Genomic DNA, 16,165 nt, shown 5'->3' with positions numbered 1-16,165 from the left:
CCACGGATCCTGTCCGCCGGGGCCCTCGTCGCGGATCGCCCGCACCGGCGAACCCGGCGGCTCCCCCGCGCGAGGGAGCCGGGAAGGGACCCAGCCTCGCTCAGCCCTCGCCGGCCACCACCGCGCCCGCCTCGTAGGCGAACACCACCGCGTGCACCCGGTCCCGCAGCCCCAGCTTGGCCAGCACATTGCTGACATGGGTCTTCACCGTGTGCTCGCTCACCACCAGCTCGGCGGCGATCTCGGCGTTGGACAGCCCCCGGGCGAGCAGCACCAGCGTCTCCCGCTCGCGGGCGGTCAGCTGCTCCAGCAGCCGGGACGGCGGCCGCGCCGGGCGCTCGCCGGAGCCGGGACGCCGGGCGGCGAACTCGCCGATCAGCCGGCGGGTCACCGAGGGCGCCAGCAGCGCCTCCCCGGAGGCCGCCAGCCGGACGCCGTGCGCCAGGTCGTCGCGGCGGACGTCCTTGAGCAGGAAACCGCTGGCCCCCGCGTACAGCGCGTCGAAGACGTAGTCGTCGATGTCGAAGGTGGTCAGCATGATCACCTTGGTGTCCGGGTACTCGGCGCACACCCGGCGGGCCGCCTCGAGACCGTCCATGACCGGCATCCGGACGTCCAGCAGCAGCACATCCGGGGCGTGCACGCGGACCGCCTCGACCGCCTCGGCCCCGTCCGCCGCCTCGGCGACCACCTCGATGTCCGGCTGCGCGTCCAGGATCATCCCGAACCCGGCCCGCACCAGCTCCTGGTCGTCCGCGACGACCACCCTGATCGGCTTCATCCGCCCGCCCCTCTCCCCGTACCCGCCCGGCCGACCGGGCCCGTCCCGACCACCGCCGCGTCCAGCGGCCCGACCACCGCCCCCACCACCGCCCCGTCCAGCGGCAGCCGGGCGCTCACCAGGAAGCCCCGGCCCTCCGGCCCGGGACCGGCCTCCGCCCGGCCCCCGCAGGCCGCCGCCCGCTCCCGGATGCCGACCAGCCCCCGGCCGCCGGAGAGGCCGCCCGGCTCCCGGTCCGACCGCGCCCGCACCCCGCGCCCGTTGTCGGACACCAGCACCACCAGCTCCGTCCCCTCCCGGACCACCCGGATCCGGATCCGGCCGGCCTCCGCGTGCTTGACCGTGTTGGTCAGCGCCTCCTGCACGATCCGGTAGCCGGCCGCCTCCACACCGGCCGGCAGCGGCCCGACCCGGTCGTCGAGTTCCAGCTCGACGGCCACCCCGGCCCGGCGCACCCGCTCGGCCAGCGCCGGCAGTTCGGCCAGCCGGGGCTGCGGCGCCAGCTCCGGCACCGCGCCGTCCTCCTTCAACACCCCCAGGACCCGCCGCAGCTGGACCATGGCGTCCCGTCCGGAGTCGGCGATGGTGTCGAAGACCTTCACCGCCCGGTCCGGATCGGTGCGCACCACCAGCGGCCCCGCCTCGGCCTGGATCACCATCAGCGAGACGGCGTGCGCCAGGATGTCGTGCATCTCCCGGGCGATCCGGGCGCGTTCCTCGGCCACCGCGCGGGCCGCGTCGCTGGCCGCCCGCCGACCGGCCTCCCGGGCCCGCTCCGCCTCCACCGCCGCCAGCCGGCGCAGCTCCCGCGCCAGGCAGCCGAAGACGAACGCCCCGACCGAGGTGAGCAGCGAGAACAGCGCGCCGTTCGGCGAGTGCGTGCCCACCACATTGGCGACCACGGTCACCGCCAGCACCGTCCAGCGCTGCCGCTCCCCGGCCCGGTCGGCCACCGTGTAGAGCGCGATCACCGCGTACAGCGGCAGTTGCGGCATCGCCGAGTGGGCGAGCACCGAGAGCGCCGCCGACAGCCCTCCGCTGAGCAGCAGCACGGTGACCGGCGCCCGCCGCCGCCAGGGCAGCGGCAGGGCCGTCCCGATCGCCAGCAGATAGACCCACCAGTCCCAGGCGGTGTCGTCGTGGTACACCGACCAGAGCGAGATCGCCGCCGAGCCCACCGCCAACAGGCCGTCGACCACGTACGGATCGACCCCGGTCAGCCGGGTACGCCATCGCGCCACCGGTTCCGTCACAGCTTCTCCCCCGTACCCGGGGAACCCGTCCCCGCCCAGAAGATCATGCCCGACCGGCAGCGCGGTGGGCAGTCCCGGCCCCGCCCCCGGTGACCGCCCCGCCCCCGGCTCAGCCACCGGTGACCGCCACGCCCCCGGTCCCCGCCCGCGCCGTGATGCTGCGGGACGCGCCGACCTGCCGGGGCACCGTCACCTCGACCCCGCCGACCCCGGTCCCGGCGTCCACCGCGTACGGCTCCCCGCCGGGCACCGAGACCCGGACCCCGCCGGTCTCCGACCGGGCCTCCACCGAGACCGGGCTCGCGGCGAAGGAGAGCTCCACCCCGCCGGTCTCCGCGATCACCCGCACCCGCGCCGAGGTCAGGCCGCTCGCCTCCACCCCGCCGACACCGGCCGTGGCCCGCACCTCCCCGGCCAGGCCGCGCAGCCGGATCCCGCCGGTCCCGCTGTTCAGCCGCACCGCCGTGCCGGCCGGGACGGTCACCTCGTAGCCGACCCCGCAGTCCGAGCAGTCGTACGCCAACCGGAGCGTGCCGTCCACCAGCGAGTGCCGGGTCCGCGGCGGGTCGCCCCGGAAGTCCTGCTTCTCGACCACCCGCAGGGTGTCCCCGGCCCGGACCTCGATGCCGCCGGTCCGCCCGTCCACCACCAGCTCGTCGACCGGCCCGGCCACGCCGTAGGAGACCGTCAGCCGTTCGCTGTCCTCCTCCCGGTCCCAGAAGCAGCCGACCGAGCCCAGCGCCACCGCCCCGGTGATCGCCGCCGCCCCCAGCACCCGTCGCACGTCCATGCCCGTGTCCTCCACCCGTCCTCGTTCCGACGGTTCCGAGCCTGACGGGCCCGGCCCGGGCGGCGCCTCCCCCGCCGGACCGGTATCCCGGACTCCCCCGCGCGAGGGAGTCCGGGAACGCCGCAGGGCGGCCACCCCGTTCGGGGTGACCGCCCTGCGATCAGGAACCTTCGACTCAGCCGGTGTAGGGGCCGTAGTCGTAGTCGTCCAGCGGGACCGCCTGGCCGGAGCCGGCGCCGAAGGGCGACAGGTCGTAGTCGTCGTAGCCGACGGCCGAGTACATCGCGGCCTTGGCCTCCTCGGTCGGCTCGACCCGGATGTTGCGGTAGCGGGGCAGACCCGTACCGGCCGGGATGAGCTTACCGAGGATGACGTTCTCCTTGAGGCCCAGCAGCGGGTCCGACTTGGCGTGGATCGCCGCGTCGGTGAGGACCCGGGTCGTCTCCTGGAAGGAGGCGGCCGACAGCCAGGACTCGGTGGCCAGCGAGGCCTTGGTGATACCCATCAGCTGCGGACGGCCGGAGGCGGGGTGACCGCCCTCGGAGACCACACGACGGTTCTCGGTCTCGAAGCGGCCGCGCTCGACGAGCTCGCCCGGGAGCAGCTCGGCGTCGCCCGACTCGATGATCGTCACGCGGCGGAGCATCTGCCGGATGATGATCTCGATGTGCTTGTCGTGGATCGACACGCCCTGCGAGTTGTAGACCTTCTGGACCTCGGCGACCAGGTGGATCTGGACGGCGCGCTGGCCCATGATCCGCAGCACGTCGTGCGGGTTGGTGGCACCCATGGTCAGCTTCTGGCCGACCTCGACCGCCTCGCCCTCGCTGACGAGCAGCTTCACACGCTTCGAGACCGGGTAGGCGATCTCGTCGGTGCCGTCGTCCGGCGTGACGACCAGCTTGCGGGTCTTCTCGGTGTCCTCGATGCGGACCCGGCCCTGGGCCTCCGAGATCGGGGCCACACCCTTGGGGGTACGGGCCTCGAAGAGCTCGACGACACGGGGCAGACCCTGCGTGATGTCGTCACCGGCCACACCACCGGTGTGGAAGGTACGCATGGTCAGCTGGGTACCGGGCTCACCGATGGACTGGGCGGCGATGATGCCGACCGCCTCACCGATGTCGACCAGCTTGCCGGTGGCCAGCGAGCGGCCGTAGCAGAAGGCACAGGTGCCGACGGCCGACTCACAGGTCAGGATCGAGCGGGTCTTGACCTCGCTGATGCCGTGGCGGATCAGCTCGTCGATCAGCACGTCACCGAGGTCGGTGTTGGCGGTGGCGAGGAGCTTGCCGTCCACCGTGATGTCCTCGGCGAGCATGCGGGCGTAGACGCTGGTCTCGACGTCGTCCGTCTTGCGCAGGACGCCGTTCTCGACCGTGCCGATCGCCAGCTTGAGGCCGCGCTCGGTGCCGCAGTCCTCCTCGCGAATGATGACGTCCTGGGAGACGTCGACCAGACGACGGGTGAGGTAGCCGGAGTCGGCGGTACGGAGAGCGGTGTCGGCCAGACCCTTACGGGCACCGTGGGTCGAGATGAAGTACTCGAGAACGGTGAGGCCCTCACGGAACGACGCCTTGATGGGACGGGCGATCGTCTCGTTCTTCGCGTTCGACACCAGACCACGCATACCGGCGATCTGGCGCATCTGCATCATGTTTCCTCGAGCGCCCGAGTCCACCATCATGAAGATGGGGTTGGTCTTCTCGAAGTTGGCGTTCATCGCCTCGGCGACCTCGTTGGTCGCCCGGGTCCAGATGCCGATGAGCTCCTGCTTGCGCTCGTCGTTGGTGATCAGACCGCGCTCGTACTGCTTCTGGATCTTCTCGGCCTGCGCTTCGTAGCCCTCGAGGATCTGGGCCTTCTGCGGCGGGACGACGACGTCCGAGATCGAGACGGTGACACCCGAGCGGGTGGCCCAGTGGAAGCCGGACGCCTTCAGGTTGTCCAGGGTCGCCGCGACGGTGACCTTGGGGTAGCGCTCGGCCAGGTCGTTGACGATCGCGGAGAGCTGCTTCTTGCCCACCTCGTAGTCGACGAACGGGTAGTCCTCGGGCAGCAGCTCGTTGAAGAGCGCGCGGCCCAGGGTGGTCTTCAGGCGGAAGGACTCGCCCTCGAACCAGGACGACTGACCGTCCTCCTCCAGCGGCGGGGTCCAGCCGCGCGGCGGCACGGTGCCGATCGGCAGGCGCAGCTCGATCGGAGCCTGGACGCCCAGGTCACCGGCGTCGAAGGCCATGATCGCCTCGGCGGTCGACGAGAAGGTGCGGCCGGCGCCCTTCACGTTGTCGCGGTCCGAGGTCAGGAAGAACAGACCGAGCACCATGTCCTGGGTCGGCATGGTGACGGGGCGACCGTCGGCCGGCTTCAGGATGTTGTTCGAGGACAGCATCAGGATGCGGGCCTCGGCCTGCGCCTCCGCGGAGAGCGGCAGGTGGACGGCCATCTGGTCACCGTCGAAGTCCGCGTTGAACGCGGTGCAGACGAGCGGGTGGATCTGGATGGCCTTGCCCTCGACCAGCTGGGGCTCGAAGGCCTGGATGCCGAGGCGGTGCAGGGTGGGCGCACGGTTCAGCAGAACCGGGTGCTCGGCGATGACCTCTTCGAGGACGTCCCACACGACCGGGCGGGCGCGCTCGACCATGCGCTTGGCCGACTTGATGTTCTGCGCGTGGTTCAGGTCGACCAGGCGCTTCATCACGAACGGCTTGAAGAGCTCCAGCGCCATGGCCTTGGGCAGACCGCACTGGTGCAGCTTGAGCTGCGGGCCGACGACGATGACCGAACGGGCCGAGTAGTCGACTCGCTTGCCGAGCAGGTTCTGACGGAAACGACCCTGCTTGCCCTTCAGCATGTCGCTGAGGGACTTCAGCGGGCGGTTGCCCGGACCGGTGACCGGACGGCCGCGACGGCCGTTGTCGAACAGCGCGTCGACGGCCTCCTGGAGCATGCGCTTCTCGTTGTTCACGATGATCTCGGGCGCGCCGAGGTCGAGAAGTCGCTTCAGGCGGTTGTTGCGGTTGATCACGCGGCGGTACAGGTCGTTCAGGTCGGAGGTCGCGAAGCGGCCACCGTCCAGCTGCACCATCGGACGCAGGTCCGGCGGGATGACCGGGACGCAGTCCAGCACCATGCCGTTGGGCTTGTTGGTGGTCTGCAGGAACGCGGAGACGACCTTGAGGCGCTTGAGCGCACGGGTCTTCTTCTGGCCCTTGCCGGTGCGGATGATCTCGCGCAGGCGCTCGGACTCCTCCGCCAGGTCGAAGGTCTCGAGGCGGTCCTTGAGGGCCGCCGCGCCCATCGAGCCGGAGAAGTAGGTGCCGAAGCGGTCGCGCAGCTCGCGGTAGAGCAGCTCGTCGCCCTCGAGGTCCTGGACCTTGAGGTTCTTGAAGCGGGCCCACACCTCGTCGAGGCGGTCGAGCTCGCGCTGCGCGCGGTCGCGCAGCTGCTTCATCTCGCGCTCGGCGCCCTCGCGCACCTTGCGGCGCACATCGGCCTTGGCGCCCTCGGCCTCCAGCTCGGCGAGGTCGGTCTCGGCCTTCTTGGCGCGCGTCTCGAGGTCGGAGTCACGACGGTTCTCGATCTGCTGACGCTCGACCGAGACGTGCGCCTCCAGGGACGGCAGGTCGCGCTGACGGCGCTCGTCGTCCACCCAGGTGATCATGTAGGCGGCGAAGTAGATGACCTTCTCGAGGTCCTTCGGCGCCAGGTCCAGCAGGTAGCCGAGGCGGGACGGCACACCCTTGAAGTACCAGATGTGCGTGACCGGGGCGGCCAGCTCGATGTGGCCCATCCGCTCACGGCGCACCTTGGCGCGGGTCACCTCGACGCCGCAGCGCTCACAGATGATGCCCTTGAAGCGGACGCGCTTGTACTTGCCGCAGTAGCACTCCCAGTCCCGGGTCGGACCGAAGATCTTCTCGCAGAAGAGTCCGTCCTTTTCGGGCTTCAGGGTGCGGTAGTTGATGGTCTCCGGCTTCTTGACCTCGCCGTGCGACCACTGGCGGATGTCGTCGGCGGTGGCCAGGCCGATGCGGAGCTCGTCGAAGAAGTTGACGTCAAGCACTGGTCGTCAAGCCCTCTTTCGTAAGTCGAGAGTCGTTCATGTGGTCTGAGGGGGGCCTGGGGGCGGGCCGGCTGCTGGGTGAGCAGCCGGCCCGGCCTCCGTCAGACCTCTTCGACGCTGCTCGGCTCGCGCCGGGACAGGTCGATGCCGAGCTCCTCGGCGGCGCGGAACACGTCCTCGTCGGAGTCCCGCATCTCGATGGACTGGCCGTCCGAGGACAGCACCTCCACGTTGAGGCAGAGCGACTGCATTTCCTTGATGAGCACCTTGAAGGACTCGGGAATGCCGGGCTCGGGGATGTTCTCGCCCTTGACGATGGCCTCGTAGACCTTCACCCGGCCGAGGACGTCGTCGGACTTGATGGTGAGGAGCTCCTGCAGCGCGTAGGCCGCGCCGTACGCCTCAAGGGCCCACACCTCCATCTCACCGAAGCGCTGACCACCGAACTGCGCCTTACCACCCAGCGGCTGCTGGGTGATCATCGAGTACGGGCCGGTCGAACGGGCGTGCAGCTTGTCGTCGACCAGGTGGTGCAGCTTGAGGATGTACATGTAGCCGACCGAGACCGGCATCGGGAACGGCTCGCCGGAGCGGCCGTCGAACAGCCGGGCCTTGCCGGTGGAGTTCACCAGGCGCTCACCGTCACGGGTGGGCGTGGTGTGGTCCAGCAGGCCGGTGATCTCGTCCTCGCGGGCGCCGTCGAAGACCGGGGTGGCGAGGTTGGTGCCACCGTCGACCTGGTCGGCGCCGATCGCCTGGAGGCGCTGGGCCCACTCCTCGGCGAGGCCGGAGACGTCCCAGCCCTGCTTGGCGAGCCACCCGAGGTGGATCTCCAGGACCTGTCCCGGGTTCATTCGGGACGGGACACCCAGCGGGTTGAGGATGATGTCGACCGGGGTGCCGTCCTCCAGGAACGGCATGTCCTCGACCGGCAGGATCTTCGAGATGACGCCCTTGTTGCCGTGACGGCCGGCGAGCTTGTCACCGTTGGTGATCTTGCGCTTCTGGGCCACGTAGACGCGGACCAGCTGGTTGACGCCCGGGGGCAGCTCGTCGCCCTCTTCGCGGTCGAAGACGCGGACGCCGATGACCTTGCCGGACTCACCGTGCGGCACCTTCAGCGAGGTGTCGCGGACCTCACGGGCCTTCTCGCCGAAGATCGCGCGGAGCAGGCGCTCCTCCGGGGTCAGCTCGGTCTCGCCCTTGGGCGTGACCTTGCCGACCAGGATGTCGCCGGTGACGACGTCGGCGCCGATGCGGATGATGCCGCGCTCGTCGAGGTCGGCGAGGACCTCCTCGGAGACGTTCGGGATGTCCCGGGTGATCTCCTCGGGGCCCAGCTTGGTGTCACGGGCGTCGACCTCGTGCTCCTCGATGTGGATCGAGGAGAGGACGTCGTCCTGCACGAGGCGCTGCGACAGGATGATCGCGTCCTCGTAGTTGTGACCCTCCCAGGACATGAACGCCACGAGCAGGTTCTTGCCGAGGGCCATCTCGCCCTCGTCGGTGCAAGGACCGTCCGCGAGCACCTGGTTGACCTCGACCCGGGCGCCCTCGTCCACGAGCACCTTCTGGTTGAAGGCGGTGCCCTGGTTGGAGCGGGTGAACTTGGCGGCGCGGTACGTGGTGTACGTGCCGTCGTCGTTCGCCACGGTGACGTAGTCGGCCGAGACCTCCTGGACGACACCGGCCTTCTCGGCGGTGATGACGTCCGCGGCGTCGACGGCGCAGCGGTACTCCATGCCGGTACCGACCAGCGGAGCCTCGCTCTTCAGCAGCGGCACCGCCTGGCGCATCATGTTCGAGCCCATGAGCGCGCGGTTGGCGTCGTCGTGCTCGAGGAACGGGATCATGGCGGTCGCGACCGACACCATCTGGCGCGGCGAGACGTCCATGTAGTCGATCTCGGTGCCGGGGATGTAGTCGATCTCGCCGCCACGGCGGCGGACCAGGACACGCGGCTCCGCGAAGGTCAGCTCCGCCGTCAGCGGGGCGTTGGCCTGCGCGATGACGTAGCGGTCCTCCTCGTCGGCGGTGAGGTAGTCGACCTGCTCGGTGACGACACCCTCGATGACCTTGCGGTACGGGGTCTCGATGAAGCCGAACGCGTTGACCCGGCCGTAGGAGGCGAGCGAGCCGATCAGACCGATGTTCGGGCCTTCGGGGGTCTCGATCGGACACATGCGGCCGTAGTGCGAGGGGTGCACGTCACGGACCTCGAAGCCGGCCCGCTCACGGGACAGACCACCGGGGCCCAGGGCGGACAGACGGCGCTTGTGGGTCAGGCCCGACAGCGGGTTCGTCTGGTCCATGAACTGCGACAGCTGGCTGGTGCCGAAGAACTCCTTGATGGAGGCGACGACCGGCCGGATGTTGATCAGGGTCTGCGGCGTGATCGCCTCGACGTCCTGGGTGGTCATGCGCTCACGCACGACCCGCTCCATACGGGCGAGACCCGTACGGACCTGGTTCTGGATGAGCTCGCCCACGTTGCGCAGACGGCGGTTGCCGAAGTGGTCGATGTCGTCGACCTCGACGACGATGTCGCGGCCGGACTCGTCCTGCCACTCCACCTCGCCGGCGTGCAGCTTCACCAGGTACTTGATCGCACCGATGATGTCGGGCTCGGTGAGCACACCGGAGTCCAGGGACTCGGCGTTGCCCAGCTTGCGGTTGACCTTGTACCGGCCCACCTTGGCGAGGTCGTAGCGCTTCGGGTTGAAGTAGAGGTTCTCCAACAGCGTCTGCGCGGCCTCGCGCGTCGGCGGCTCCCCGGGACGCAGCTTGCGGTAGATGTCGAGCAGCGCGTCGTCCTGGCCCTGGGTGTGGTCCTTCTCCAGGGTGGCGCGCATCGACTCGTACTCGCCGAACTCCTCGAGAATCATCTCGTTGGTCCAGCCGAGAGCCTTGAGCAGCACGGTGACCGACTGCTTGCGCTTACGGTCGATGCGAACGCCGACCATGTCGCGCTTGTCGATCTCCATCTCCAGCCAGGCCCCACGCGAGGGGATGACCTTGCAGGAGTAGATGTCCTTGTCGGACACCTTGTCCAGGGTGGAGTCGAAGTACACGCCCGGCGAGCGGACGAGCTGCGACACGACGACACGCTCGGTGCCGTTGATCACGAACGTGCCCTTGTGGGTCATGAGCGGGAAATCGCCCATGAAGACCGTCTGAGACTTGATCTCACCGGTCTCGTTGTTGGTGAACTCGGCCGTGACGAAGAGCGGGGCCGCGAACGTGAAGTCGCGGTCCTTGCACTCGTCAATGGAGTTCTTCGGCGGCTCGAAACGGTGGTCGCGGAAGGTCAGCGACATCGACCCGCTGAAGTCCTCGATCGGCGAGATCTCCTCGAAGATCTCCTCCAGACCGGACTTCGTGGGGACGTCCTGACCGTTGTCCAGCGCCCGCTCGACCCGGGTCTTCCAGGCCGCGTTACCGAGCAGCCAGTCAAAGCTCTCGGTCTGCAGGGCCAGGAGGTTAGGGACCTCGAGGGGCTCCTTGATCTTCGCGAACGAGACGCGGAGCGGGGCGGTGGATGCGGCGGAATTGTTCGAGGCGTTGCGCGGCGCGGCCAAGAGGGGGGTCCTTCCGAGGGCTCGGAGCTCACTACGCGCGTACCGGCCGGGCCTTCTGGGCTCGGTCCCACCTCCCTCGCCGCTGGCCTCCGCCGAGGTCGAAACCTCAGGTCAGAGCCGCTTTGCGGAGGCGGTGCCAGACCCCTTCAGGGCAACGCAAACTCCGGGCGACGAGTCACGGAGCAGCTAACAGGCAGCGCAAAGGGACAGTGTAGCCAATGGCGACACTGCTGTCCAGCTCTGATTCGGAGACCGAATCGGAGACTCCTCCCGGTTGCCGTCTGGGCGCGAACGCCCTTCTGGTACTGCAGTGGCCCGGACTCGTCCGGGCCCACGACTCACGTGGAGTCACTTCCCTCCGGAGCCGCCGGTTATGCATCCGGCGGTCGACCAACCGGTGGCGGACTCGCGCCTCGAGAATCGCGCGCGCCGCCGGGTTCGTCAAGGGCCCGCCTCCGGTGCGGGCCTCGTCCCTTTCATCGCTCCGGGCCACCCCGGCGTTACAGAAGCCGTGGTCGGGGCCGTAGCCGATGACAGCGATCACCATACCCGTCCGCACCGACAGTGCCGAGTGCCCGATCAGCCACACCCGCGTGTCCGGCCACGGACCGCCTACGGACCGGCCTGGGAGCGGCCGGGGACCGGCCACCGACCCGTACGGGAGCGGCCGAGGACCCGGCCGGGGGACCGGGCACCGACCGGCCGTCCCGGGCCCGGCGGCCACCGGGGCGGCGGGCCCGGGACGACCGGGCAGCGGCCGAAAAGCGGCCGGAGGCCGGCCGGACACCGGCCCGACGGCGCCGGGAACGCAAAAAAGCCGGGCCGACCACCCGCAAGGGTGATCGGCCCGGCCCACTGCCCCCTCAGAGGGGGCGGCGAGTCACTTGACGGTGACCTTGGCGCCGGCGCCCTCGAGAGCGGCCTTGGCCTTCTCGGCAACGTCCTTGGCAACCTTCTCCAGGACCTTGGCACCAGCGGTGTCAACGAGGTCCTTGGCCTCCTTCAGGCCGAGGGAGGTCAGGGTGCGCACCTCCTTGATGACCTGGATCTTCTTGTCGCCCGCACCCTCGAGGATGACGTCGAACTCGTCCTGCTCCTCGACGGCCTCGGCAACGGCGCCCGGGCCGGCGATGCCGGCAACGGCGACCGGAGCGGCGGCGGTGACGTCGAACTTCTCCTCGAAGGCCTTCACGAACGCGGCCAGCTCGATGAGGGTCAGGTCCTCGAACTGCGCGAGCAGCTCGTCCTGGGACAGCTTCGCCATGATTGGCGTCCTTCCACTAAATCGGCAGGTGGTGCCGGATGTACGGGTTGGCGGGCGTACGGGCCCGCAGCGAGGCAGAGCCTCGGCCGATTACTCGGCCGCGGTCTCCTCGGCGGCGGGAGCCGGCGTACCGGCACCGCCCTGCTCGACCTTTTCCCGAAGGGCCTCGACCGTGCGGACGAGCTTCGAGGGCAGGGCCTGGAAGAGCGCGGCAGCCTGCGACTGCTTGCCCTTCATGGCGCCGGCCAGCTTGGCGAGCAGCACCTCACGGGACTCGAGGTCCGCGAGCTTCTTGATCTCGTCGGCGGACAGCGCCTTACCATCAAGGACACCGCCCTTGATGACGAGAGCAGGGTTCTCCTTGGCGAAGTCACGCAGAGCCTTCGCCGACTCCACCGGGTCACCGGTGACGAAAGCGACAGCCGTCGGACCGGCGAACAGGTCGTCGAGCTCCGTGATCCCGACCTCGTTGGCCGCGATCTTGGTCAGCGTGTTCTTCACCACGGCGTACTGGGCGTTGTCACCCAGCGAGCGACGCAGGGTCTTGACCTGCTTCACCGTCAGACCGCGGTACTCGGTCAGCACCGCAGCGTTCGAGCCACGGAAAAGCTCCGTGATCTCGGCGACGGCAGCAGCCTTGTCGGGCCTAGCCATAGGCTTACGCCTCCTTCCGTGATGTCGAAATCAGGCCGACCGCGAGAGTCGACCATTCGCGCCTCGGACCGCCGGACGGAGGAGAAACCTCTGCGGAAAAGCAGATGAGCCCCGGTGCGCAGGCGCACGGGGCTCGTGGTGAACTCGACGGATCCACGTGCGAGGCACGCGACCCGGAGGTCGAAGCTCCAAACAATCCTGCGCGGGCTGCCCGCGCACGAGGCGCGGATCCTTCGGTCACGCACTCCCTGACGGGGGCAGCGCGACAACCAGCGGTCTTTGGCTTCCGCCACAGTAGCCGGACGCCGCCGTCCGGGGCAAATCGCCCCTGGCGACGGCGGCGGGACGGGCTCAGCGGGCCGTCGGCGGGGTGCTGCGGGTGCCGGTGTCCACGGTGTCCGACTCGGCCGGGGCCTGTGCCGAGAGCGGGCCGCCGGGCTCGGTGTAGAGCACCGAGTCGTCCAGCCGGCCGCTGTCGCCCGCCCCGGTCCGTTGGAGCCGGACCAGCTGGTCCTTGTCGTTCAGCCACAGGTCCAGGGTGAGCGAGGCCGAGCCGCCGGGTGCCAGCGCGGTCCGCAGCCCCTCCCGGCGGGCCTGGCTCAGCTGGGTCTGCGCCGCCGCGTAGCGGGCCGCGTCGGTACTCACCCGGTAGTGCTCCACCGTGGAGTCCTCGAACTTCTCCTCGCCGACGTACTGGGCGGTGGTCCCGTCGGCGGTCGCGGCGGCCAGCGCCACCACCGGGTTGAGCAGGTCGATCAGCCCGGCGTACGGGATCTCCCGGTGCCCGTCCGGGCCCGGCGCCCCGGCGAACCGCTCCCAGTGCCGCCCGCCCAGCCGGGCCGCGGTGGCCGCGTCACCACCCTCGTAGGCGACGGTGTCCACGACGATCAGCTGCTCGGCCGACGCCGGGGTGGAACGTCTGACCTGGAGCGCGGTCTTCGGCTGCCAGAACAGCGGGCCGGAGCCGGCGTCCGAGCCCAGCCGATAGCTCACCTTGGCGCGGCGCGCGGTCTGCATGGCCAGCTGGGCCGAGAGCAGCATGCCGTGCGGCGAGCGGTCGGTCGGCTTGGCCGGCCAGGTCGGGGAGGCGCTGCTGGGTGTCGGGGTCGGGGCGCCGGACCCGGTCGGCGAGCCGCCCGGGGCCGGTCCGTCCGCACCGCCGCACCCGCTCAGGCCGCCCGCCAGCACCGCGGCGGCGACCACCGCCGCCAGCCGCTGCCGCACCGCCATCCAGGCCTCCCCGTCGGATCCGTCCTCGGCGGACCGTCACCCGGGCCGGCCCGTCCGCTCCCGCCCACCTTGCCACCCGGGCCCGCGCGGCTCCGTGGCACCCCCCGCCACTCGGCCGCACCGCCCGTCGTGGGCCGGCCGGTTCAGCCCGCGGGGGTCGGCACCGCGACGGGGGCCCCGGCGGGCGCCTCGGCGGTGGCGCTGTCGGCCGGCTCGGCGCCCTCGGCGATGTCCGTGGTGGTCACCACGGCGCCGGACGCGCCCCTGGCCGTGGACCGCATCCGCAGCAGCCGATCCCCCGGCGCCACCCAGAAGTCGTACTCGACGGCCGCGACCCCGCGCCGCTCGTAGTAGTCGATCATCTCGTTCAGCCGGGCCGGGCTCAGCCCCTCCTCGGCGCCGAAGTAGTCCGCCACCGGTGCGGCGCCCCGGTAGTGCGCGACCGTCCCGCCGTTCAGCTCCTCGGCGCCCAGCGGGGTGAGCTTTCCGGTCAGCGCCATCAGGCGTGCCGACCCGCCCGGGTTGGCCAGCAGGCCGGTGATCCAGCCGCCGGACCAGCCGGTCCGTCCGCCGGAGACGGCCCGCGGGTCCAGCGACTCCGCCCGGTCCCGGTCCGCGGTCCGGGGCGCCGCGCCGGTGTAGCCGAGGTCCAGGACGCCGTCCCGGCCCCGCAGCCGCCCGGTGCCCAGCTCGTCGTCGACGGTCAGCTCGGCCGAGTCGTGGGCGCCCCAGGAGACCGTGCCGCTCGCGCTCCGCCGACCCGCCGGGCCCTCCTCGACCGCCTGGATCCGCGCACCGCCGGCGTCGTCCAGCCGTTGCGAGGCGGACAGCAGCACCTGCCGGGGCGGCCGGACGGTGGGCCGGTCGCTGATCGGGGTGCGGTCGCCGGAGACGGCCAGCACACTGCACGCGGTGAGGCCGGCGGCGAGCAGCAGCAGGGCCGCCCCCTTGGCGGCGGGGCGAAGGGCGGGCACGGCACACTCCGGCGGTCGGACGGCGGCGGGCTCCCTCGGCCGGGAACGCGCGGGCGGACCGGCCGAGCGTACGACGGACCGTGCGCCCGCTCCCCGGGCAGGGGGTACCGATCGGGAAACGACGGCGGGCCCGCACCCCCCGGCGAAGGGGGTACGGGCCCGCCGTACGAAGGTCGGCTGCGATCAGACCGCGGCCGGGTCCTCCTCGGTGAGGAGGTTACGGGTGCGGTTCGGGTCCACCAGGATGCCGGGGCCGATGGTGGTCGAGAACGCGGTCTTCTTGATGTAGCGGCCCTTGGCGGCGGACGGCTTGGCGCGGAGCACCTCGTCCAGCGCGGCGGCGTAGTTCTCGACCAGCTGCTCGTCGGTGAAGGAGGCCTTCCCGATGATGAAGTGCAGGTTCGAGTGCTTGTCGACGCGGAACTCGATCTTGCCGCCCTTGATGTCGTTGACAGCCTTGGCGACATCCGGGGTGACAGTGCCGGTCTTCGGGTTCGGCATCAGACCACGGGGACCGAGCACGCGGCCGAGGCGGCCGACCTTGCCCATGAGGTCCGGGGTGGCGACGACGGCGTCGAAGTCGAGCTTGCCCTTCGCGACCTCGTCGATGAGCTCGTCGGCACCGACGATGTCGGCGCCCGCAGCACGCGCGGCCTCGGCACGCTCGCCGGTCGCGAAGACCAGGACCCGAGCGGTCTTACCGGTGCCGTGCGGGAGGATCACGGTGCTGCGGACCATCTGGTCGGCCTTGCGCGGGTCGACACCCAGACGCATGGCGACCTCGACGGTGCCGTCGAACTTGCTGGTGCTGGTCGCCTTGGCGAGGCGGATGGCCTCGAGGGGGGCGTAAAGGCGCTCGCGGTCGACCTGGGCGTCCGCGGCCTTCAGGGCCTTGCTGCGCTTCATAGCTGCTCCTGAATGGTGAATGGAGTTGTGGTGTCACGGGCCTGCGCGGGCCCTACCACGGGGACGAGAAGGGTGATCAGCCCTCGACCGTGATGCCCATCGACCGGGCGGTGCCGGCGATGATCTTGGACGCGGCGTCCAGGTCGTTGGCGTTCAGGTCGGGCATCTTGGTCGTGGCGATCTCGCGGACCTGGGCCGCGGTGAGCTTCGCGACCTTGGTCTTGTGCGGCTCGGCCGAGCCCTTGTCGACACCGGCGGCCTTGAGGATGAGGCGCGCGGCCGGCGGCGTCTTCGTGATGAAGGTGAAGGAACGGTCGTCGTAGACCGTGATCTCCACCGGCACGATCATGCCGCGCTGCGACTCGGTCGCAGCGTTGTAGGCCTTGCAGAACTCCATGATGTTGACGCCGTGCTGGCCCAGCGCGGGGCCGACCGGCGGCGCCGGGTTGGCCGCGCCGGCGTTGATCTGGAGCTTGATGAGCCCCGTGACCTTCTTCTTCTTGGGAGGCATGTCTCTCCGGGTCCTTCCGAGAGGTGATTGCTGGTGTGTGCGGACACGGGGCGACACCCGGTCGCCAGCACACACATCGGACCAGGCTAACGCCTAGGCGTCGCTGGAACAAAACGGATTCGGGGCGGGGCCCCCCGCCCCCCCCCCCAACCCACCAT

The 16,165-nt window shown here is 70.5% G+C and carries 11 protein-coding genes; all 11 read right to left on the bottom strand.

Annotated elements, in window-relative coordinates; translation table 11 throughout:
* Positions 1 to 100 precede the first annotated feature (100 nt).
* Entirely contained in the window at positions 101 to 781 is a 681-nt protein-coding gene (locus SM793_RS28725; protein WP_320441213.1) for a response regulator transcription factor, read from the bottom strand.
* A complete protein-coding gene (locus SM793_RS28720; RefSeq protein ID WP_320441212.1) occupies positions 778 to 2,034 on the bottom strand; it encodes a sensor histidine kinase in 1,257 nt (418 codons plus the stop codon). Before SM793_RS28720 ends, SM793_RS28725 begins: the two co-directional genes overlap by 4 nt.
* A gap of 109 nt (positions 2,035 to 2,143) precedes the next feature.
* Positions 2,144 to 2,824, bottom strand: coding sequence for a hypothetical protein (locus SM793_RS28715; RefSeq protein ID WP_320441211.1), 681 nt, complete (start codon positions 2,822 to 2,824; stop codon positions 2,144 to 2,146).
* 175 nt (positions 2,825 to 2,999) lie between these two features.
* Positions 3,000 to 6,890 (bottom strand): DNA-directed RNA polymerase subunit beta', encoded by a 3,891-nt coding sequence (locus SM793_RS28710; protein ID WP_320441210.1) that lies wholly within the window; start codon positions 6,888 to 6,890, stop codon positions 3,000 to 3,002.
* A gap of 101 nt (positions 6,891 to 6,991) precedes the next feature.
* Entirely contained in the window at positions 6,992 to 10,468 is a 3,477-nt protein-coding gene (rpoB, locus tag SM793_RS28705; RefSeq protein WP_320441209.1) for a DNA-directed RNA polymerase subunit beta, read from the bottom strand.
* A gap of 880 nt (positions 10,469 to 11,348) precedes the next feature.
* Positions 11,349 to 11,732 carry a 50S ribosomal protein L7/L12 gene (gene rplL, locus SM793_RS28700; protein ID WP_320441208.1) on the bottom strand — a complete coding sequence of 128 codons (384 nt, stop codon included), beginning with the start codon at positions 11,730 to 11,732 and terminating at the stop codon, positions 11,349 to 11,351.
* A gap of 90 nt (positions 11,733 to 11,822) precedes the next feature.
* Positions 11,823 to 12,386 (bottom strand): 50S ribosomal protein L10, encoded by a 564-nt coding sequence (rplJ, locus tag SM793_RS28695; RefSeq protein ID WP_320441207.1) that lies wholly within the window; start codon positions 12,384 to 12,386, stop codon positions 11,823 to 11,825.
* 351 nt (positions 12,387 to 12,737) lie between these two features.
* Entirely contained in the window at positions 12,738 to 13,616 is an 879-nt protein-coding gene (locus SM793_RS28690) for a hypothetical protein (RefSeq protein ID WP_320441206.1), read from the bottom strand.
* Between the two features lie 143 nt (positions 13,617 to 13,759).
* Positions 13,760 to 14,590, bottom strand: coding sequence for a hypothetical protein (locus SM793_RS28685; protein ID WP_320441205.1), 831 nt, complete (start codon positions 14,588 to 14,590; stop codon positions 13,760 to 13,762).
* A gap of 183 nt (positions 14,591 to 14,773) precedes the next feature.
* Complete coding sequence (gene rplA / locus SM793_RS28680; protein WP_320441204.1) at positions 14,774 to 15,496, bottom strand: 50S ribosomal protein L1; 723 nt, start codon at positions 15,494 to 15,496, stop codon at positions 14,774 to 14,776.
* A gap of 76 nt (positions 15,497 to 15,572) precedes the next feature.
* Positions 15,573 to 16,007, bottom strand: coding sequence for a 50S ribosomal protein L11 (gene rplK, locus SM793_RS28675; protein ID WP_266269952.1), 435 nt, complete (start codon positions 16,005 to 16,007; stop codon positions 15,573 to 15,575).
* Positions 16,008 to 16,165: the final 158 nt, after the last annotated feature.

The organism is Kitasatospora purpeofusca, from assembly GCF_034043715.1.
GTDB classification, from domain to species: Bacteria; Actinomycetota; Actinomycetes; order Streptomycetales; family Streptomycetaceae; genus Kitasatospora; species Kitasatospora purpeofusca_A.
The sequence above is the reverse complement of the archived record's forward strand: the minus strand, read 5'-3'. Positions and strand labels throughout refer to the sequence as shown.